18 protein-coding genes are annotated in these 19,864 nt (G+C 72.6%); 5 read left to right on the top strand and 13 right to left on the bottom strand.

What is annotated here, in order from left to right; genetic code table 11:
• Positions 1-27: 27 nt before the first annotated feature.
• The 8 genes from EKH77_RS32210 to EKH77_RS32170 all read right to left on the bottom strand — a co-directional run bounded on the left by EKH77_RS32210 (position 28) and on the right by EKH77_RS32170 (position 8,762).
• Positions 28-975, bottom strand: coding sequence for an RNA polymerase sigma-70 factor (locus EKH77_RS32210; RefSeq protein ID WP_126917695.1), 948 nt, complete (start codon positions 973-975; stop codon positions 28-30).
• A gap of 85 nt (positions 976-1,060) precedes the next feature.
• Positions 1,061-2,836, bottom strand: coding sequence for a protein kinase domain-containing protein (locus tag EKH77_RS32205; RefSeq protein WP_126917694.1), 1,776 nt, complete (start codon positions 2,834-2,836; stop codon positions 1,061-1,063).
• A 276-nt stretch (positions 2,837-3,112) separates the two neighbouring features.
• The gene (locus EKH77_RS32195; protein ID WP_126918433.1) at positions 3,113-3,709 is read right to left on the bottom strand and encodes a dihydrofolate reductase family protein; all 597 of its coding nucleotides are present in this window, start codon (positions 3,707-3,709) and stop codon (positions 3,113-3,115) included.
• A 155-nt stretch (positions 3,710-3,864) separates the two neighbouring features.
• Complete coding sequence (locus tag EKH77_RS32190) at positions 3,865-4,590, bottom strand: hypothetical protein (protein ID WP_126917692.1); 726 nt, start codon at positions 4,588-4,590, stop codon at positions 3,865-3,867.
• 77 nt (positions 4,591-4,667) lie between these two features.
• On the bottom strand, positions 4,668-5,762 hold the full coding sequence (locus tag EKH77_RS32185; RefSeq protein WP_126917691.1) for a mechanosensitive ion channel family protein: 1,095 nt from the start codon (positions 5,760-5,762) through the stop codon (positions 4,668-4,670).
• 189 nt (positions 5,763-5,951) lie between these two features.
• A complete protein-coding gene (locus tag EKH77_RS33285; RefSeq protein ID WP_164737933.1) occupies positions 5,952-6,536 on the bottom strand; it encodes a hypothetical protein in 585 nt (194 codons plus the stop codon).
• A gap of 57 nt (positions 6,537-6,593) precedes the next feature.
• Positions 6,594-7,271 (bottom strand): YoaK family protein, encoded by a 678-nt coding sequence (locus EKH77_RS32175; protein ID WP_126917690.1) that lies wholly within the window; start codon positions 7,269-7,271, stop codon positions 6,594-6,596.
• A 54-nt stretch (positions 7,272-7,325) separates the two neighbouring features.
• Positions 7,326-8,762 carry a WGR domain-containing protein gene (locus EKH77_RS32170; protein ID WP_126917689.1) on the bottom strand — a complete coding sequence of 479 codons (1,437 nt, stop codon included), beginning with the start codon at positions 8,760-8,762 and terminating at the stop codon, positions 7,326-7,328.
• 347 nt (positions 8,763-9,109) lie between these two features.
• Here EKH77_RS32170 and EKH77_RS32165 point away from each other — a divergent pair, with 347 nt between their 5' ends.
• From EKH77_RS32165 to EKH77_RS32150, 4 genes are all read left to right on the top strand, one after another.
• Positions 9,110-9,343: a hypothetical protein gene (locus EKH77_RS32165; RefSeq protein ID WP_126917688.1), complete on the top strand. Its 234-nt coding sequence runs from the start codon at positions 9,110-9,112 to the stop codon at positions 9,341-9,343.
• Positions 9,344-9,447: 104 nt separating this feature from the next.
• A complete protein-coding gene (locus EKH77_RS32160) occupies positions 9,448-11,478 on the top strand; it encodes an APC family permease (RefSeq protein ID WP_126917687.1) in 2,031 nt (676 codons plus the stop codon).
• 104 nt (positions 11,479-11,582) lie between these two features.
• Entirely contained in the window at positions 11,583-12,641 is a 1,059-nt protein-coding gene (locus EKH77_RS32155) for a methyltransferase (protein ID WP_126917686.1), read from the top strand.
• A gap of 136 nt (positions 12,642-12,777) precedes the next feature.
• Complete coding sequence (locus EKH77_RS32150; RefSeq protein ID WP_164737979.1) at positions 12,778-13,458, top strand: DedA family protein; 681 nt, start codon at positions 12,778-12,780, stop codon at positions 13,456-13,458.
• Between the two features lie 2 nt (positions 13,459-13,460).
• Here EKH77_RS32150 and EKH77_RS32145 read toward each other — a convergent pair whose 3' ends face one another.
• From EKH77_RS32145 to EKH77_RS32130, 5 genes are all read right to left on the bottom strand, one after another.
• Positions 13,461-14,540 (bottom strand): polyprenyl synthetase family protein, encoded by a 1,080-nt coding sequence (locus EKH77_RS32145; RefSeq protein ID WP_126917685.1) that lies wholly within the window; start codon positions 14,538-14,540, stop codon positions 13,461-13,463.
• 69 nt (positions 14,541-14,609) lie between these two features.
• Positions 14,610-14,966, bottom strand: a complete 357-nt coding sequence (locus EKH77_RS32140) for a DUF805 domain-containing protein (protein WP_126917684.1) — start codon at positions 14,964-14,966, stop codon at positions 14,610-14,612.
• Positions 14,967-15,076: 110 nt separating this feature from the next.
• Positions 15,077-15,175 carry an ALQxL family class IV lanthipeptide gene (locus EKH77_RS33490; protein ID WP_206279975.1) on the bottom strand — a complete coding sequence of 33 codons (99 nt, stop codon included), beginning with the start codon at positions 15,173-15,175 and terminating at the stop codon, positions 15,077-15,079.
• Position 15,176: 1 nt separating this feature from the next.
• Positions 15,177-17,927, bottom strand: a complete 2,751-nt coding sequence (lanL, locus tag EKH77_RS32135) for a class IV lanthionine synthetase LanL (protein WP_164737932.1) — start codon at positions 17,925-17,927, stop codon at positions 15,177-15,179.
• A gap of 28 nt (positions 17,928-17,955) precedes the next feature.
• A complete protein-coding gene (locus EKH77_RS32130) occupies positions 17,956-19,020 on the bottom strand; it encodes a radical SAM protein (RefSeq protein WP_164737931.1) in 1,065 nt (354 codons plus the stop codon).
• A gap of 213 nt (positions 19,021-19,233) precedes the next feature.
• Here EKH77_RS32130 and EKH77_RS32125 point away from each other — a divergent pair, with 213 nt between their 5' ends.
• On the top strand, positions 19,234-19,800 hold the full coding sequence (locus tag EKH77_RS32125; RefSeq protein ID WP_126917681.1) for a DJ-1/PfpI family protein: 567 nt from the start codon (positions 19,234-19,236) through the stop codon (positions 19,798-19,800).
• Positions 19,801-19,864: the final 64 nt, after the last annotated feature.

Here is a 19,864-nt window from a genome sequence, read left to right as displayed (position 1 = left end):
GCGGCGGCGGTGGCGGCTTCCCTTCCCTCACGGGTTCCCGGCCGCCGCCTCGTCGCCCCTCCCCCGGTCGAGCGGGCGCGGGGCGACGGCCGCCCCGAGTTTGTCGGGGTTGCGCACGGCGTACATGCCCTGGATCAGGTTGTCCTCGATCTCGAAGATCAGCACGTTGTCGAGCCGGTCGTCCAGGCTGACCAACAACGCGGGCAGGGCGTTGCAGTTCGTGAACTCCGCCCGGGCTCCGGCCGCGCTCGTCCTGGCGAGCCCGGCGACAAACCGTGCGACTTTCTCGCGTCCCACGACCGGGCGGCGGGCGGCGCTGACCCGGCCTCCGCCGTCGGAGACGTGGACGACGCCCGGCGCCATCAGGCTCATCAGGGCCGCGACGTCACCCGTGCCGGCCGCGCTCAGGAAGCGGCCGACGATCTCCTGTGCGGCGCGAGGGTCGTGGTGGAAACGCCTGCGCCTCGACCGCACGTGCTCGCGGGCGCGGTGCGCGATCTGACGGGCCGTGGTCTCCGTCTTGCCGACCATGCCGGCGACCTCACGGTGGGAGTAGCCGAACACCTCGCGGAGCACGAACACCGCGCGCTCGTCCGGGCTCAGTGTCTCCAGCACCAGCAGCATCGCCATGGACACCGACTCCGCGAGCACGGCGTCCTCGCTCACGTCCGGTTCGGTGCGGACCGGTTCGGGAAGCCAGGGCCCCACGTAGTCCTCGCGCCGGCGCCGGGTCGTGCGCAGATGGTTCAGCGCCTGCCGGGTGACCGTACGCACCAGGTACGCGCGCGGGTGCTCGACGCGCTCCTGGTCCACACCGTGCCAGCGGAGATAACTGTCCTGCACCACGTCCTCGGCGTCCGCCGCGCTGCCGAGGATCTCGTACGCGATCGTGAACAGCAGCGGCCGGCACTCCGCGAAATCCCGCCCCGTGCTCAACGCCCACCCCGCATGCCGATTGTCGCCTCTCCCCTGCATATATGACTCACCATGTAGACACCGCGCGGGCCGGATTCGTGACGCCGACGCCGGTGACTTGTGCCACACGATGCGTGTTCCTGTCTCACAGGAGTGTCACGCACAGGGCCATGTCGCCCCAGTCGGTCGTCCGGTACCCGGCCGCCGGGTCCGTGAGGTGCTGGGCGCAGACGTCGTCGATCGCCTTGCCGGCCGGCGCTTCGATGCGGTGGAACACCTTGAAGAAGTGCTTGGAGCCCTCGTGGTTCCAGGAGTCGCGTGCTCGCATGAGGAGGCAGGGCATGGTGTACCACTCCGTGTGGGTCGACTTGATCTCCTCGGCGACGCAGTCACCCGCCTGAGCCGTGTAGATCCCCTTCTCGAAAAGGCTGCTCTCCACGCTCACCAGGGCCATGACGGCCAGCGCGACGGCGAGGACGAGGGACCCGATCAGCGCGTGGCGCGCGGAGAGGCGCCGTCGGAAGGGCCGTCCGCCGTGGGTGGGGCCGGTGCTGGCGGCGGCTTGGCTCGCGTTCTTCTCGGGCGGCCGCCCGGCGGCGACGGCCGGGGTGGGCGTCGTACGGGCCCTGAACACCGCGATCGTGGCGCCGGTGCGCAAGGACTCCCCCGGGCGGTGGTACATGGCCCGCAGGACTCCCCGGACCGGTGAGGTGATCACGTATTCGTCGCGGTCCGCGACCACCTCGAGCAAGGGGTCGCCGAGGGCGACCGCCTCGCCCGCCCTCTTGCGTGGGCGGACCACGGTCACGTTCCGGATGCCGTCCCACCGGCCGACCGGGATCGTCGGCATGAAGAGGGTGTCGTAGCCGGAGACCACGCTGAAGCGGGCCCTGACGGTCCGGGCCTGTCGCGACGGTTCCTTCGCGGGGGGCGTGGGGGGCGTGGGGGCCGCGGGGACAGCGGGAGCCGCGGGGGCAAGTGGTCGTGGTGGGAGAGCCACCTCCGTGGTCAGGGCCCTGGTTCGTGCCGCCTGTTCGGTGATCAGGTCGGTGACGGCGGGCGGGAGCCACATCGTGGTGGTGCCGACGTGCGCGGCGCAGTGGTCCAGGATCTCGCGGACGCCGGGCCGTTTGCCCGGGGCCTTGGCCAGGCCCGCCGCGATCAGTGGGGCGAGCTCGGGAGGAACGCCGAGCAGGTCGGGCTCGTCATGGACGACGCGGTAGACGACGGAAGCGGTGGGGCCGTCACCGAACGGGCCGCGTCCGGTGGCGGCATAGGCCAGCACGGCGGACAGGGAGAACACGTCGCTGGCCATGGTGGCCTCGCGGCCCTGGAGCTGTTCGGGGGACATGAAGGGCGGGGTGCCGATCACTCCCGACTGGGTGACGCGGGAGGTGGCGTCCAGTGCGCGGGCGATCCCGAAGTCGATGACGCGGGGACCGTCCTCGGCGAGGATCACGTTCGCGGGCTTGAGGTCGCGGTGCACCAGATCGCAGCCGTGGATGGCGCCCAGTCCCTCGGCCAGTCCGGCCCCGAGCACGGCGACCGTGGCGGCGGGCAGTGGGCCGCAGCGGTCGACCGCGTCGCGCAGGGACGGGCCGGGGATGTAGGACGTGACCAGCCATGGTGGGTCGGCGCCGGTGTCCGCCTCCACCACTTGCGCGGTGTAGAAGCCGTTGACCCGGCCGGCGGCGTCGACCTCCTGGGCGAACCGCCTGCGGAACACCGGGTCCCCGGCGAGCTCCGGCCGTACCAGCTTCACCGCGACCGTCCGGCCGCCACGGGAGCGCCCGAGGAAGACCTGTCCCATTCCCCCGCCGCCCAGGCGTGCCACCAGCCGGTACGATCCGACCACCCGTGGGTCGGCGGGCAGCAAGGGTTTCATCAGGCTCATCAGGTCGCGCCCCCGTTGCGACGACACACAACTGCTTCCTCGATGCTGGCAACAAAATGTCCGCCTGTGAAGCATCACGACCCGATACAGGCCACCCAGGTCACGCTGGGATCGCCCCGCTCCGGCCGCTCGGGGCGACCGGTCACACGGCGGCATGGTCGATCCACAGGCCCAGGGCGAAGTGCGTGCCCACCGACGCCAGCCACAGGCCGGTGATGGCCGCCGTGCCCTTGCGCGGCACCGCGCCCTCGGGGCCGCGCCAGACCCGTACTCCGGGGTGACGCTCACCGGAGCGTCGGGGTGCTACTTCCCGGCCGTCGGCCGGTAGGTGCACACGTGGACGCCCGTGCCGCTGGTGACCGTCGAGACCAGCTCCAGGGAGCGCAGCTCGCCGTCGCCGGGGAAGATCGTCTTTCCGCCGCCGAGGAGCACCGGCATGATCATGAGCCGGAGTTCGTCGACCAGGTTCTCCCGGAGGAGGGTCCGGACGAGGGTGGGGCTGCCCATGACGAGCAGGTCGCCGCCCTCGGTCGCGCGGAGTTCGCGGATGCGGACGAGCACCTGGTCACCGGGGATACGGGTGGTGTTGTGCCAGGCCAGCTGGTCGTCGCGCAGGGTGTGGCTGACGACGTGCTTGGGGATGGCGTTCATCCGGTCGGCGAACGGGTCGCCCGCGCGCTCCGGCCAGGCGGCCGCCATCGTCTGCCAGGTGCGACGGCCGAACAGCAGTGCCTCGGCTTTCGTCAAGGCGTCCGCGAAGGCGCCGCCCACCGTCTCCGGTTCGAAGAACGGGTGCGACCAGCCGCCGTGGGCGAACCCGCCGTCGGTGTCCTCCTCGGGCCCGCCCGGTGCCTGCACGATGCCGTCCAGGCTGATGAACTCGCTCACCACGATGCGCACGACTCGCTCCTCGTCCTCGATCCGCACGGCCGCGGCACCCGCCGCACGCCCCTTGAGGGATCGTCTCTTGAGAGATCGTCGCATCGACCACTGACAATGCCCGTGCGCGGCGACGACACGGGCCGCGCCCGGCGAACCCGGCACGGCCCGTCGCGTCATTCGGCGATCGCGGTGGCGGGCTGGCCCTGCTCCGTCTGGAGGAGGCGTTTCGCCTGCATGCGGGCCACCGACAGGAGGGCGCGCGAGCTGTCCGGGTTCTTGTCCGCGTCCTGGTAGGTCAGGCCGGCGATGGCGGTTCCCACCCGTACCGTCAGCGTGATGTTCGGCCCGGCGTAGGGGGCTCGCGGGTGGGCGAAGGCCGCGCTCTCGTTGCCGACGCGGGGCATGGAGAGGGCGCTGCCCCGGTCCGCCTCGGAGCCGGTGCGGTTCTGGTAGGCGGTCTCCGACGTCCGCAGGTCGGGGTAGGCGAGCAGGGTGATGTCGACGACGCCGGCATCGCCCTGGGGCCGGTACTGCGCCATGCCCCGGCTCCCGTGGAGCGTGCAGTTCTCCTGCGGCTCGCCGTCCTTCCGGCAGCGCTCCGCCTCCGGTACGTCCCGGACGCCGAGCGGCACCAATCCGGCCCTCCAACCCGTCGGCATGCTCTGGAGGTCGGGCAGCGCGCGCCGCAGGGCCTGGGCGTCCAGGACCGTGTCCGGAGTGGTGGGAGATTCGCTTCCCACGGGCTTCCCGGTTCCCGTGGGCTTCGCCGTACCCGCGGCGGTGGGGCGGTCCGCGTCGCGCGCGTCCGTACCGCCGCCGCAACCGGCCGTGGCTCCCAGGGTCAGGGCGACGGCAAGGGCCCAGCCGCCGTTCCGTGTCCTCCATCGAGCGGCGCGCACGTGTTTCCTCCCGTTCTCCCGCGTCGCCGACGAAACCGACGAAGCCGGGTACGCATGTGATCGTCTGTGATCGTCGTTCAGGCCGCGGGGCGCGGCAGGTCCGCCGTGTCGGGGGACACCCGGGGGTGCGGGATCGCGGCCTCGCCGCCCTGGCGGAGGGAGACGGTGCGCTCCGGTGCGGGGATGCGGATGCCCTCGGCGCGATAGCGCTCATGGAGTCGCTTGATGAACTCGTGCTTGATGCGGTACTTGTCGCTGAATTCGCCGACCCCGAGGATCACCGTGAAGCCGATCCGGGAGTCGCCGAAGGTGTGGAAACGGACGGCCGGCTCGTGGTCGGGGACGGCGCCGGGTACCTCCTTCATCACCTTCTCGGCCACCTCGATGGTGACCTCCTCGACGTGCTCGAGGTCGCTCTCGTAGCCGACGCCCACCTGAACGGTGACGGACAGCTTCTGCTCGGGCCGGGTGAAGTTGGTCATGTTGGTGCCGGCGAGCTTGGCGTTCGGGATGATGACCCGGTTGTTGTTGAGCTGCTCCACCACCGTGTTGCGCCAGTTGACGTCGACGACATAACCCTCCTCACCGCTGCTGAGCCGGATGTAGTCACCGGGCTGGACGGTCTTCGAGACGAGGATGTGCACGCCCGCGAACAGGTTCGCCAGGGTGTCCTTCAGCGCGAGGGCGATCGCGAGACCGCCCACGCCGAGGGCGGTGAGCAGCGGAGCGATGGATATGCCGAGCGTCTGGAGGATGACGAGGAAGCCCATCGCCATCACCACGATGCGTGTGATGTTGACGAATATGGTGGCCGATCCGGCCACTCCGGACCGCGACTGCGCCACGGTCCGCACCAGGCCGCCGACCACGCGGGCGGCGGTGAGGGTCGCGGCCACGACGATGGACGTCGTCAGGGTCTCGTTGACGATGTGCCCGACCGGACGGTTCAGCGGAAGGGCCGCGGCCGCCGCGGCCAGGCCGCCCGCCACCGCGGACCACGGGGCGATCGTGCGCAGGATGTCGACGATGATGTCGTCGCCCTCCCACTTGGTCCGCAGGGCCCGCTCGGCGAGCCAGCGCAGGATCACCCGCAGGACGAGGGCCGCGGCGAGGCCGACGGCCACCCAGATGCCCGCGACGATGGCGTCGTGCAAAGTCAGCGCCCGGTTCACCGGCGTCCTCCCTCGGCTCCGGAGAGCGGTGCCACGGCGTCCCACGCCACTGCCGGAGACGGCGATCCGGAGTAACGATTCATCAAGTTGTACCTGCCTGTCCCGAAATCACGGTCGCGCCGGGTCCGGGGACGGCCCGGCGCGATCATTCATCCTGCACCACGGGGGTACCGGGCCCGCACGCCCGGGTCAGTTGACGACCGTGTCCACCAGCAGCATCACGGCCACCGCGACGGCGAAGAAGGCCACGACGCCGCCGCAGCCCTTGGTGAGCACGGGGCGCGCCAGACCGCCCGGGCGGCCCCGCGCCGTACGGAGCGCGGAGAGGCGGGCCAGAAGTGCCGCCGGAACGACGAGCGCCGTGACGGCCAGCCACCACCACGCGTACACCTCGGGCGCGCCGACGGCCCCGGCCTCCACGCCCGCCGCCAGGCCCGTCGCGCCCACGGCCGCGCCCGCCACCACGGCGGCTCCGGCGGGCGTCCACCACCAGGCGTCGCCGCCCCCGCCCCGGGTGCCCACCAGGTACGCCAGGGTGGCGGCGGGCATGACGAGCAGCAGGGTGAGGATCGCGGAGAGGACCGCCAGGACGCCGAGCCAGAGCGGCAGGGTGACAACGGTGAGCGCGGGGCTGTCCGCGTCGGGCGGGAGGTGCGCGATTCCCCACAGGAACAGGACGGTCGCCACGAGCGATATCTCCACGACCAGCCCCGCCCACGAGGCGGCCACCGCCGACCACGTCCATACGCTACGACCTGCTGTTTTCGTGTGCACGCACTCATGATGCGCGGCCCGTTCGGGCACCCGTGCGCCGGGGCGCCCGACCGGTCGTCAGGTCAGCGCGGCCACCGTGGCGGTGGCCAGCAGCGCCGTCGCCGCCGTCAGCGCGGCGGCGGGCCCGGGGCCGAGGTGGAGGGCGGCGCCGCACAGGGCGCCCGTGAACATCGCGGCGAGGGAGGCGAGACGGCGCACCGTGGGGGCGCCGAACGGGTCGTCGGCGAGGCCGGTGATCGTGAAGGTGAGGACGGTGGTCTTCAGGTCGGGCACGGCGATCCTGCGGACGACAGCGTTCTGCATCCCCATGCCACAGGCCAGGAGTGCGATGAGCGCTGCCTGTACCTCACCGCCGCGATGTCCGGTCGTGAGGACCACGGCGAGCGCCGCGCCGACGAGCGTGGTGTGGGCGGCGGTGACGGAGACGAACAGCCGTCCCTTGGCTGTGATCCGGCCGGCCGCGCGTCCGGTCGCCCACGCCCCCGCGACGAAGGAGCCGACGGCCAGCAGGGAGTGGCGGGCCGACAGGTCCGAGGCGCCGGCCAGGGCGAAGCCGAGGAAGACGACGTTCCCCGTCATGTTGGCGACGAAGACATGGCCCAGTCCGAGGAAGCTCACGGCGTCGACGATTCCGCTGACGACCGTCAGCAGAACGAGGAGGGCGGGCAGGGCGCCGTACCGGTTGGCGCCGTCCGGGAAGAGCCGCTCGGCGGCCCGGTGCAGCATCTTCGTCATACGGTGTGCACGATAGCGGAGCCGGGCCCCTCTTCCCGGCTCATCCTCCGGCCGTCACAGGACGCGCTTGATCTCGCCCCGGACCCGGTAGAACCCGCCCGACGCGGGCGAGAGCTCCTCGACGACATAGCGGGCGCCCGGCAGCCGTACGGCGCGCGGGAACTGGACGTTCCACGTGGGGTCGTAGCCGTCGGAGACCACGTGGACGCGCAGCCTGCCGCCCTGCTGGACGCATTCGACGACGATGCCGCCGGCGGGCACCGCCGACACGCTCTGGACCGTGGTGGCGGGCGCGTACGTCGGCAGGGCGGCGGCCGACTTGATGTCGAGGGGCGTCGGCACCGTGCCGGACTGGGCCGCCGCGATGGCCGCCTCGCTCGCGTCGACGCACACCAGGGAGCCGTCGGTGGTGACCATGTACAGCTTCTCGTCGAGGTACTGCATGGACAGGGCCGAGCCGCTGCCCGTGCCGAGCTTCCACAGCCGTGTGCCGTCCGCGGCGAAGCAGTAGACGGACGACGACGAGTCGCCGGCGAAGACGTAGCGGCCGCCCGGGGCGGTCGCGCAGGAGTAGACCGCCGAGTCGCAGGCGTAGGTGGCCTCTATGGCGCCGTCGGCCTTGGCCAGGCGCTGGACGACGGTGCGGTTGGTGCCCGCGTAGACGGCGTGGTCCTCCTGCCAGCCGAAGAGCACCGCGCCCGTGGTGCGGGTGTGCCACAGCTCGCCGCCGCCGTCCTGGGCGTAGGCCGTGACGCCGGCACTGTGGCCGTGGTAGACGGCGCGCGCGTCGCGGCGGACCATCCAGGCGTGGCCGCCGCGGCTCTTGCGCGACCACTGGTATTCGTCCTCGTGGTCGATGACGGTCAGCCCGCCGTCGCGGTCGGCCACGTTGAGGACGCCCTCGTGGATGTCGAGCCAGAAGATGTCGACGTCGGAAGCGATCTGGTACGCGGCGAAGGGCAGTTTGGCGGAGAGGTCGTAGACGGTGCCGTCGTCGCAGCCCGCGTAGATCCAGAAGTCGTCCGCGACGAGGCACTTGACGCCGTCGGGGAGCCGGTAGCGGGCGAGGACCTCGCCGTCGTGGCCGAGGGTGTAGACGTCGCCGTCCTGGTTGCCGACCCAGCAGCGGTCCTCGTCGACGTGGATGCCGAACGCCGGGGCGCCCGTGCGGAACCGCCACAGCACCGGCGCCACGGCCCGGGCGGTGGAGGGCGCGGAGGCGACCTGGCGTCGGGTCACCGGGCGGGCGGCGCGGCCGCCGGGCACGGCGGGGGCGTAGCCCTTGCGGACCTTCTCGCCGACCTTCTTCGCCGCGGCGGCCCGGGCCCGCTCGACGCTGGGGAAGGTGGAGGTCTGCGTCTGGCCGGCGGCGCCGATGCGTCCGTAGCGGACCGTGACGGTCGTCGCGTCGACCGTCACCTCGTAGAACTTGTGCGCCCCGCCGCCCTCCTGGGACAGCTCCAGATAGGTGGTCGTCCTGGTTCCGGACATGGCTCGGCCCCTCTCCCGCCGGTCACGGTGACCGGCTGTCAGCTGGGAGAAACGCTAGGGGCGACCACTGACAATCGGCCCCGGCCCGCGAGACTCGACGCACGAGGCCCGGCCCGCGAGGCCCGACGCACGAGGCTCGGCGCACGAGGCTCGGCGCACCGGCTCGATGCGCGAGCCCCCGTGGACGCTTCAGGCTCACCTCCCCCACCGTCCCGTTACGGGTTCTCCCTCGATCGGGCGAAGACCACCCGATCGCCTTCCAGGTCCCGCGGAGCCCGCACTAGGGTTCGGGAACCCCACGGATTCCCGGCGATGACGCGGCAGCGCGTCGGAAAGGGGGAGGCACTGTGTCCGTGTACAAGTACCGGTGCGACAAATGCGGTATCACCTGGGACGAGGTCTCCACGAAGCACCAGGCCGAAGTGGAGCGGGACCAGCACCGCAGGGACGCGCACGGGGGCGGCGCCCCCGACGGCGACAGGATCGAGGGCGCCACCGACCCCGGGTCGTGGCCCTCCGCGAGCACGCTGATCGTGACGCTGGTCGCCGTCGTGCTGCTCCTGGCCTACAGCCGCCGCTAGGTTCCGCGCCCCCGGAGAAGGCCGGGACGACGCCGGAGGTGGCCACGCCGCGCACAGCGCCTCATATCGCCATATGACGGTCATACAGGACTTAGGCTCTCGCCATGGTCAAGATGACGGGGCTCCTGAAGCGGCTGGCGATCGGCCGGGCCATGCGCAGCGAGGAACTGCACGAGACGTTGCTGCCCAAGCGGCTCGCCCTGCCCATCTTCGCCTCCGACCCGCTGTCCTCCGTGGCCTACGCCACCCAGGAGATCCTCCTCGTCCTCACCCTCGGTGGCATGGCGTATCTCCACTTCACGCCGTGGATCGCGGCCGCGGTGGTGGCTCTGATGGCGGTGGTGGTGCTCTCCTACCGCCAGGTGGTGCACGCCTATCCGAGCGGTGGCGGCTCCTACGAGGTGGTCTCGACGAACCTCGGGGATGCGGCCGGTCTGGTTGTCGCCGCGTCACTGCTGGTCGACTATGTCATGACGGTCGCGGTGTCCGTCGCGTCCGGGGTCGACAACACCATCTCGGCCGTGCCCGAGCTGGCGGGGTACCGGGTGCTGATGGCGGTCGGGTTCGTCGCGCTGCTCACCGGGGTGAACCTGCGGGGGATGCGCGAGTCCGGGCAGGCCTTCGCGGCGCCCACGTACCTCTTCATCACCGCCGTGCTGATCATGGTGGTCACCGGGCTGTTCCGCTACGCGGTGGGCCGTCCTCCGGTGTCGGAGAGCGCCGGGTTCGGTGTCACCGCCGACCCGCGGGACGCGGGTCTGGCGGGTTTCGCGCTGGTCATGCTGTGCCTGCGGGCCTTCTCCAGCGGTTGTACGGCCCTGACGGGCGTGGAGGCGATCTCCAACGGCGTTCCGGCCTTCCGCAAGCCCAAGTCGAGGAACGCGGCCACCACGATGAGTGTCATGGGCGTCATCGCGGTGGCCATGTTCGTGGGGGTCACCGCTCTCGCGCTGATCACCAAGGTGCGTATCACCGACGACTCCTGCCGGCTCACCGGCCTGCCCGGCGACTGCGGCTCGTACACGCAGCGGACCGTGATCGCCCAGCTCGCCGCGGCCGTGTTCGGCGGGGAGCACAGCGTCGGCTTCTACCTGGTGCAGGCCGCCACCGCGCTGGTGCTGATCCTGGCCGCGAACACCGCCTTCAACGGCTTCCCGCTGCTGGCGTCGATCCTGGCCCAGCACCGCTATCTGCCGCGCCAGTTGCACAACCGGGGCGACCGGCTCGCGTTCTCCAACGGCATCATCGCGCTGGCCCTGGCCGCGGGGCTGCTGCTGTGGTTCTACCGCGCGGACGTCACCAGCCTGATCCACCTCTACATCCTGGGCGTCTTCACCTCCTTCACCCTCTCCCAGACCGGCATGGTCCGGCACTGGAACCGTGAACTGCGCGCGGAGACCGACCCCGTGCGGCGTCGGCGCGGGCAGGTGGCCCGGGTCATCAACGCGTCCGGCGCCGTCGTCACCGGGCTCGTTCTGGTCATCGTGCTGGCCACCAAGTTCGTCCAGGGCGCCTGGCTGGCCGTCGTCGCCGCGATCGTGCTGTGGGTGATGATGCGGGGCATCCGCCGCCACTACGACGCCGTCGCCGCGGAGCTCGCCGTCACCGATCCGCGCGGCGAACTCATCCGGCCCTCCCGGGTGCTGGGCATCGTCCTGGTCTCGACCCTCCACAAGCCGACCCTGCGCGCCCTGGCCTACGCCCGCGCCTTCAAGGCGGACCGGCTGGAGGCGTTGACCGTCGCGGTGGACCGGGGCGAGACGAAGTCCCTCGAACGGCAGTGGGAGGAACTCGGCACCGACGTGCCCCTGAAGGTGATCGCCTCTCCGTACCGCGAGATCACCCGGCCCGTCGTCGAGTACGTCCGCTCCCTCCGGCGCGAGAGCCCGCGCGACGTGGTCGGGGTGTTCATCCCCGAGTACGTCGTGGGGCACTGGTGGGAGCACCTGCTGCACAATCAGTCCGCGCTCTGGCTCAAGAGCCGGCTGCTGTTCACCCCCGGCGTCATGGTCACCAGCGTGCCCTGGCAGCTCACCTCGGCCGGTCGCGCCGACCACCCCGCCCGCCGCGCGCCCGGCGCCACCCGCCGCGGCGAACCCGCCCCCACACACCAGCACCACCACCGGAGCGGCTGATTCCTCAAATCCCTTTCGGATCAATGCCGTTGCCACCGCGTGAGCGCCGACTTAGGCTCACCTAAAAAGTTGGCGGACGCGAACACCACAACGGAGGGGGCGGCATGAGCGAGCCGGACGACCACGGACGGCGCACGGCGGCGGACGAGGAGCACCACGGCATCGTGATGGGGCTGGCCTTCGGCCAGATGGCGGCCCAGACCCTGGGTGCCGCGACCCGGCTGGGGGTCTTCGACCTGATCGGCGACGGCGAACGCACGGCCGACTCCCTCGCCGAGGTGCTCGGCACCCGGCCGCGGGCCACGTACCGGCTGCTGCGCGCGCTGGCGGCCCTGCGGCTGCTCGCCGAGGGCGCGCCGGGCACCTTCACGACGACTCCGGCGGGCGACCTGCTGCGGTCCGGCACCCCCGGCTCCCTGCTGTCCGTGGCCCGGATGTTCACCGACCCCGCGATGCTCCGCGGCTGGGACCTCCTGGACGAGAGCGTGCGGACGGAACGGCCCACCTTCGACACCGTCTTCGGCACGGACTTCTTCGGGCACCTCAAGAAGCATCCGGAGCTCTCCGCCGAGTTCAACGCCGCGATGAGCCAGGCCACCCGGATGGCCGCCGACGCCATCCCCCACCACTACGACTTCGGCCGGTTCGGCACCGTCGTCGACGTCGGCGGCGGCGACGGGACCCTCCTCGCCGCCATCCTGCGCGCCCACCCCGGGCCGCGCGGCGTCGTCCACGACAGCGCCGAGGGCCTCGCGCAGGCCGCCGACCGCTTCGCCCGCGACGGCCTCACCGACCGCGTCACCCTGGAGACCGGCGACTTCTTCGCCTCGGTCCCGGCGGGCGGCGACCTCTACCTGCTCAAGAGCGTCATCCACGACTGGGACGACGAGCGGTGCGCGACGATCCTGCGGCACATCCGCGCGGTCGTCCCCGACGACGGCGCCCTGCTGCTGGTCGAGCCGGTCCTGCCGGCCACCGTGCCCGGCGACGGCTCCGCCTTTCCTTACCTCACCGACCTCAACATGATGGTGAACGTCGGCGGACGCGAGCGCACCGCGGACGACTTCTCCGCGCTGTGCGACACGGCCGGTTTCGCCCTCCGCGCCATCACCCCGCTCCCCCACCCGATCAGGTACCGGCTCATCGAGGCCACGCCGGTCTGACACGGCCGTCCGACACGGCACGGACGACGGAAACGTCTACAGCGCGGTAGACAGTCACCGGGTTTGTCGGCATGCTTGATCTGCCGGGGCGCAGTGGTCCGCCGTGCCCGCTCGTCCTCTGGAAAGGGCCGTGACGTTGTCCCCCTCCTCGCTCGTGACGGCCTCGCCGCTGGCCGTCAACGTCCTCGACGCCCAGTCGCTCCTCACCGCCTTCGGAGTGCTCGGGGTGGGCATCGTGCTGTTCGCCGAGACGGGGCTGCTGATCGGGTTCTTCCTGCCCGGTGACTCCCTGCTGTTCACGGCGGGCCTGCTGTGCACGGGGGCCTCGGGCACGGGCGTGCGGCTGGCGCTCGTGCCGCTGCTGATCTCGGCGGCCGTGGGCGCGCTCGCCGGGTCGCAGTGCGGCTATCTGCTGGGGCGGAAGGCGGGCGGCGCCCTGCTCGCCCACGGCCGCTCGGCGCGCCTGCGCGAGGGGGCGGAGCGGGCGGAGGTCCTCCTCCAGCGCTACGGGTACGCGAAGGCCATCGTGCTGGCCCGTTTCGTGCCCGTGGTGCGCACGGTGCTCAACCCCATGGCGGGTGCCCTGCGGGTGCCCGCGCGCACCTTCACCGTGTGGCAGGTGACGGGCGGCCTGCTGTGGACGTCGGGGCTGATCCTGGGCGGCTACGCCCTCGGTTCGTCCATCCCGAACGTCGACCGCTACCTCCTCCCCGCCGTCGCCGTGATCGTCGGGGTGTCGCTCGTCCCGGTCGCGGCCGAGCTGTACCGGTCCCGCCGGACGGCGGCGCGGCGGGAGAGCGAGGCGGAGAGCCGGTAGCGTCAGAGCGCGCGTTCCACGCTCCACAGCGGCAGGCGGGCGAAGAAGGTCACGGCCTCCTCGCGCCAGTGGTGCCACGAGGCGGCCTCGGCGGACGCCTCCTCGGCGTAGCGGCGCATGTCCGAGCGGAGCCTGTCCTCGACGCCCCGGTGCCTGGCGATCTCGCGGACGCGGTCGACGGTCGCCGACGTGCCGTGGGGGTCGCCCAGCGCGGATTCGACGACGGCTCGTTCGTCGTCGGTGGCGGCGGCCAGGACGGCGCTGAGGGCGTAGCTGCGGCGGCCGGCGCGGAGGTCGGAGCCCGAGGGCTTGCCGACGACGTTCTCGTCGCCGAACAGGTCCAGGTAGTCGTCGCGCATCTGCTCGTAGATGCCGACCAGCGTCGCGTAGCGGCGCAGCCGCGCGTCGTGGTGGGCGGGGTCCTCGCCCGCGGCCAGGAGGCCCAGCCGCAGGGGCGCGAGGATGGAGTAGCGGGTGGTCTTGTAGTCGGTGACGGTGTGGAGGAGCTCCTCGTCGGGGAGCGGCACGAAGTCCCGTTCCAGGTCGAGGATCTGGCCGGTGACCGTGTCCGCCGCCGCGTCCGTCTGCACCCGCAGCATGGCCTGGCGCAGCTCGGCGGGGATGTCGGCGTCCAGGAGGACGCGCAGGGACAGGAAGGCGGCGAGGTCGCCGGCCAGGACGGCGAGGCCCAGGGCGGTCTGTTCGTGCCGGGGGAACTCCTCGCGGTAGGCGTAGTACGTCGAGGGGCCGCCGCGGCGGGCGGGGGCGTCGTCGATGATGTCGTCGTGGATCAGCCCGTGGGTCTGGAGCAGCTCGATGCTGAGGGCGGCCTCGTCCAGGCCGGGCACGTCGTCGGTGGTGACCAGCCGGGCGGCCTCGTGGAGGAGTGCGACGCGCAGGCGTTTGCCGCCGCGCAGGGAGAGGTCGCGCAGGAGTTCCAGGCAGCGGGGGGTGAAGCGGCTCCGCGCGGGGGTGCCGAGGTCGGCCGCCAGGGAGTCGAAGTACGTCTCGAACCGGGCGTTGAACCGGTGCCGGTGTCCGGCGACGCGTTCGAGGGCGGTGGCCGTGGCGGTGTCGTTCATGGACGACATTGTCCGCGAGTGCGGGGCGTGGCCCCGCACTCGTCCGGCGGAGCCGGGCCCGGCGGGGGGTCAGGCGGTGGCGGGGGCGGGGACGTACGGCCCGTAGGCGTTGTCATGGGGCTTGCTGTCACTGGCCAGGAAGACCAGCAGGACGATGGCCCCGACGAACGGGATGAGGCTGAGCAGCAGCCACCAGCCGGAGCGGTCGGTGTCGTGCAGCCGGCGGGCGGCGACGGCGAGGCCGGGCAGGAGCACGGCGAGGCTGTAGAGGAGCCCTAGGACGGGGCTCGTGCCGAGCGCGGAGTCGATGATGGACAGCAGGATGCCGATGACGAAGTTGATCAGAGTGAACATCCAGAACTCCGGGCGGCGCGCCCGCCCGCTGAACGTCGCGTATCGCTTGAGCACGTCCACGTACCAGTGCACTTTGTCCCCCTGGAAGCGCGACGGGCCCGGTCCTCGACGACCGGGCACTCATGCCGAACGTAGGGCGCCCCGGGGGGTTGGTCAATGGCGCTGCCGGGGCGCCCGGCTGCTCACTCCTCCTCGGTCACGACGGTGTCCGTGCACGGCCAGAAGGCGGCCTCGGTCGGCTCGGCCTCCAGCATCTGGAGGGCGGTCACGTCATGTGTCATCTCATGTCACCCCCTTTCCGAGCGAAGCGGTGGGCGCTCGCCCGGCCGTCGTGCCCGCGCCGGTGAGCGTTCGGGGCAGCCACAGGCGGGGACCCCCGTCCCGCAGCCGCAGCAGGAAGGCGAGCACGCCGGCGAGCCCGGTGCCGTAGTCGGCGTGGACCGACGTCCCGGTCTCGTCGGGGGCGAGGACGCGCCCGGCCCGCAGGGTGTGCCGGGCGTGGAGACACCCGGCGAGGTCTTCGGCCCAGTCGCGGTAGCGCTGTTCGCCGCACACTTCGGCGAGGTCGAGGAGGAACTCGCCGTCGCCCGCGAGACCGTGGCACTGGGCGGTGCCCGCGTGCCGGCGGGAGCGGTGGACCGCGACCGCCGCCCGGACGGCCGCGTCGAGGTACGCGGTGTCGCCGCTCGCGCTCCACATGCGCAGCAGGAACGTGCCGATGCCGGACGATCCGCCGCACCAGGTGGTCCGGCGGGGCCCGCCGGAGGGCCCGGCGGGCCAGTACGCGGCGCCGTCGGTCACGTCGGCGGCGGCGAGGAGGGTGCGGGCGGCGGCGTCGGCGTGCGCGAGGTGGTCGCCGTCCCCGGTGGCCAGGCCCACGGCGAGCAGGCACGCGCCGACACCGGCAGTGCCGTGGGCGAAGCCGTAGTGGACGACCTCGGCGGGGTCCGACAGGCAACCGGGCGGCACGGGCCAGAGCAGGCGCCCGGCGCGGCGGGTGGCCGCCGCGGCCAGCGCGGCGGCGCCCGCGCGGGCCCGGTCCAGGAAGTCGCCGGCCCCGGTGGCCTCCCAGAAGCGGAGCTGGGTCAGGGCCGCGCCGGCGGTGCCGTGGCAGACGTCGGGGTTGGGCCACGCGAGGGGCACACGGCGGGCGAGCGCCGCCGCGACGTCGGCCAAAGCCCGGTCGTCCAGGGCCTCGGCGGCGTCGAGGAGGGCCCACGCGGTGCCGGAACGGCCGAAGTACAGGCCGGGCAGGACGCGCGGCTCGCGCCCGACGTGGCGGGTGATCCACGCGGCGGCGCCGGCGGTGGCCTCGCGCACGGCAGGGCCGGAGCCGGCGCGGCAGGCGCGTGCCAGGACGCCGAGGACTCCGGCGGCGCCGTGCTGGACGTTGAAGGCGTCGCTCGTCGCGCCGTAGGGCGACGGCGGCCAGAGCCGGTCCGTGCCGCCCGGGTCCATGGTCGCGAGGAGGTGTGCCAGACAGCCGTCGGTGAGCGGAGTCAGGTCCGGTCGCGGCGCCGGGGCCGTCGGTCGGGCCGCCCGTCCGGTGAGGGCGCGGCGGACGTCCACGAGGGCGGGGCGCCGGGCCGGGTCGGTGCGCAGCAGGGCGAGGACGAGCGGGGTGAGGCGGCGCGCCGTGGGGTCGTCCCGGCCCAGGTGGCCGAGCCATTCCCCCAGCCGCTGCCGGTCCGTGCGCAGGGGCGGTTCGTCGGGGGCGAGGAGCGGGTCCGCGCCGGTGACGAGGTGGAAGAGGGTGGCGCCGAGGCTGTAGAGGTCGGAGGAGAAGGAGGCGGTGGCGCCGGGCGGGGCGGCGCGCTGCTCGGGAGCGGCGTAGCCGGGGGTGTGCGCCCGGGTGATGGGTTCGCGGTGGCGGACGAGGAGTTCCAGGTCGATGAGGCGGAGTTCGTCGTCCTCGGTGACCAGGAGGTTGGCGGGGTTGAGGTCGCGGAGTACGTAGCCCTTGCCGTGCGCGTACGCGACGAGGTCCACCAGGCGGAGGGCCAGGCGCACGACGAGGTCGTGGGGCAGGCCCCGGTCGGCGTCGCCGGTGGTGAGCCGGTCCGCGACCCAGCGGCGGAGGGTGACGCCGGGGAGGTCCTCCAGGACGAGGAACAGGTCCCCTTGCTGCTCGAAGAGGGCGACGGGACGAGGCGTGAGACCGCCGGCGGCGAACTCCTCCAGCATGGCGGCCTCGTGGCGCCGCGCGTCGCGGATGTCGCGGCCGGCGAGGGTGGCGTCCGTGTGGGGGCGGCCCTGTTTGACGACGACGGACGCGCCGGTGTGCCGGTCGGTGGCCCGGTAGACCCCGCCGGTGAAAGCGTGCCGGATGACTTCCTCGACGACGTAGCGGCCGTCGAGGAGGACGGGCCGGGGCGTCGCGGGAGTACCCGGTTCGGTGGGCTCGGTGAAGGTGAAGGGGTCGCGGGGTGCCCAGTCGGGCGGGGCGAACCACGCGGTGCGGCGGTCGCGGCGCAGCGAGCCGTCGGGGGCCCTGAGCATGGCCGTGCGGGTGGCGTCGTCGGCGAGAACGGTGACGCCTCGGTGGGCGCCGTAGCGGTAGTGCACGAGGCTGCCGGGGCGGTAGGGGCGGTCGGAGAGGATGCCGGGCCCGGCCAGTCCCTGGGTGGCGTCGTGCAGTTCGGCGGCGAGGGCGCGCAGGCGGGGGCCGTCGTCGTCGGGGTAGACGGTGAGGAACTTGCCGCCGCCCGCGCGGTCGGCGGCGCGCGAGCACAGTTCCGCCACCCGGGCGGGTGTGGCGGCGAACTTGTACGAGCACCGGTGGCGGGCCAGCACCTCGGCCGCCCGTGTCAGCACCGCCTCGGCGGACAGTGGGGTGGCGGAGAGGTGGAGTTTCCAGCCCTGGACGCGGGTGGTTCCGCCGGGTGGTGTGACGGAGCACCAGAAGGCGCCGGGTCTCAGGTGCCAGTCGTCGAGCCGGTGGGCGGCGAGGACGGACCGGACGCGGTCCTGGAGCGTGGTGTCCGCGTGTTCGCCCGTTCCCGTCGTCGTGTGCGCCGTCGTCGTGTGCGCCATGGTCGGGATCCTCCGCCGGCGCCGGTGCTCAGGGCCGGGCCGGGAGGCGGGCCGGCAGGTCGGTCGCGGTCCGGGCGGCGATCCTGGCCCGGTCGGCCGGTGTGCCGAAGCGCTGGTCCAGGCGGCGGGCGGCCGCCGCCCAGTCCCGCATGGTGCGGACGCCGCCGAGCGCCTCGACGACGAAGGGGTCGGCGCACCGCGCCGCCACGCGCTCCCAGATGACCTCCGGGGCGTCGCGCAGCACATTGGCGACGGTGCCCAGGTAGGACGACATGGCGCGGACGTCGCCGTCCGGTTCCACCTGGAGGACGGGCGGGACGCCGTTGGCGGCGATGTCGTCGGGGCGCATGAGCAGCCGCATGTTGTCGTCGACCATGACGCTCAGCCCGGCGGGGGCGAGGGAGCGGAGGTGCCGGGTGCGTTCCCGGCTGGTCAGCCGGGCGACCTGCTCGTCGTCGAGGAGTTCGTGCTCGGCGAACTCCTCGCGGCTGGCGAGCCCTCCGGGTACGGTCAGACCGAAGACGAGGGTGCGCATCGCGGGGAGGAGCGGGGCGATCCGGGTGCAGAACTCGTCGAGCTGATCGAGGTTGCCGCGCATCACGGAGCAGTCGATGCCGAACGTGCCGTGGGCGACGCCTTGGGCGGTGAGCTCGCGGGAGGCCTCGTCAAGGAAGCGCAGCGCGTTCATGGCCCGGTCGAAGGAGCGGTCGCGGCCCCGGATGCGGTTGTGGACCTCGGGCGTGGTGCCGTCGAGGCTCACGGCGACGCGTTGAAAGGTCGTCAGGATGGCTTCGGCCTTCGCCCGGTCGACGTTCCAGCCGCTGGTGTAGAGGGCGGTCCGCACGCCGGCGTCGGTGAAGCGCCGGGCGATGTCGAGGACGCCGTTCACCACGAGGGGTTCGCCGCCCGCCAGGACGACGTTCCGGGGGCGCAGGGCGATCAGGGCGTCGGTCAGCTCCAGGAGCCGCTCGCCCTTGAGGTGCCGGGACGGCCGTCTGCCGGACTCCGAGTAGCAGTGCGTACATCGCAGGGGGCACGCGTAGGTGATCTCCCAGATGATGTCCGTGGGGCCGCCACCGCTGTTTTCCTTCACCGGGCACTCCCGTCCCCTGGGGGCGTGTGGACGGGATTGAACGTAGCGGCGGGAGCGACGGCCGGCGACCGTCGTTCCGCTGAGCGGACCGGGCCGGGCCGGTTTGCCGTTCCGGCCCGGTGACACGATCCCCTCCCCCAGGCGTCCCCGTCGGCGCGGCCGGGTAGGCATACCCGGCCGTCCCACGCGAACCGCGAGCCGAAGGAGCACCTCATGCCCAAGGTCCTGATCGTCACCGGCGACGCCGCCGAGGACCTGGAGGTCCTCTACCCCTACCAGCGGCTGCTGGAGGAGGGGTACGAGGTGGACATCGCCGCGCCGTCCGTGAAGAAGCTCCAGTTCGTGGTGCACGACTTCACGGACGGCTTCGACACGTACACCGAGAACCCCGGGCACTCCTGGAACGCCGACGTCGCGTTCGCGGACGTGGAGCCGGACGGGTACGCGGCCCTGGTGATCCCCGGCGGTCGGGCGCCCGAGTATCTGCGGCTGGACGAGGACTTCCTGCGGATCGTGCGGCACTTCTTCACCGCCGCCAAGCCCGTCGCGCAGATCTGCCACGGCGCGCTGGCCCTGGCGGCGGCCGGGGTGCTCGACGGGCGTCGTACGGCCGCTTATCCGGCCTGCGCGCCCGAGGTGCGGCTGGCGGGCGGCACGTTCGTGGACGCGGAGGCCGTGGTGGACGGCAACCTCGTCTCCGCCCGGGCGTGGCCGGACCACCCGGCGTGGATGCGCGCCTTCGTCGAGCTGCTGCGCGTGCGGGCTCCCGTCAAGTCCTGACAACGGACGGGTACATTCCTCGTATTGTCGTGATCACGATCACGGTTCGGACCGGCGCCGATCG

Source organism: Streptomyces luteoverticillatus, assembly GCF_003970715.1.
GTDB lineage: Bacteria > Actinomycetota > Actinomycetes > Streptomycetales > Streptomycetaceae > Streptomyces > Streptomyces abikoensis.
Note: the sequence above shows the minus strand (reverse complement) of the source record. Positions and strands in the feature narration are given on the sequence as shown.

Excerpts from the sequence above, each read along its gene's own strand:
- EKH77_RS33490 (WP_206279975.1), bottom strand. The coding sequence starts at position 15,175 with ATGACACATGACGTGACCGCCCTCCAGATGCTGGAGGCCGAGCCGACC.
- lanL (WP_164737932.1), bottom strand. The coding sequence starts at position 17,927 with ATGGCGCACACGACGACGGCGCACACGACGACGGGAACGGGCGAACAC.
- EKH77_RS32170 (WP_126917689.1), bottom strand. The coding sequence starts at position 8,762 with ATGTCCGGAACCAGGACGACCACCTATCTGGAGCTGTCCCAGGAGGGC.
- EKH77_RS32160 (WP_126917687.1), top strand. The coding sequence starts at position 9,448 with ATGGTCAAGATGACGGGGCTCCTGAAGCGGCTGGCGATCGGCCGGGCC.
- EKH77_RS32155 (WP_126917686.1), top strand. The coding sequence starts at position 11,583 with ATGAGCGAGCCGGACGACCACGGACGGCGCACGGCGGCGGACGAGGAG.
- EKH77_RS32210 (WP_126917695.1), bottom strand. The coding sequence starts at position 975 with ATGCAGGGGAGAGGCGACAATCGGCATGCGGGGTGGGCGTTGAGCACG.
- EKH77_RS32145 (WP_126917685.1), bottom strand. The coding sequence starts at position 14,540 with ATGAACGACACCGCCACGGCCACCGCCCTCGAACGCGTCGCCGGACAC.
- EKH77_RS32125 (WP_126917681.1), top strand. The coding sequence starts at position 19,234 with ATGCCCAAGGTCCTGATCGTCACCGGCGACGCCGCCGAGGACCTGGAG.
- EKH77_RS32175 (WP_126917690.1), bottom strand. The coding sequence starts at position 7,271 with ATGACGAAGATGCTGCACCGGGCCGCCGAGCGGCTCTTCCCGGACGGC.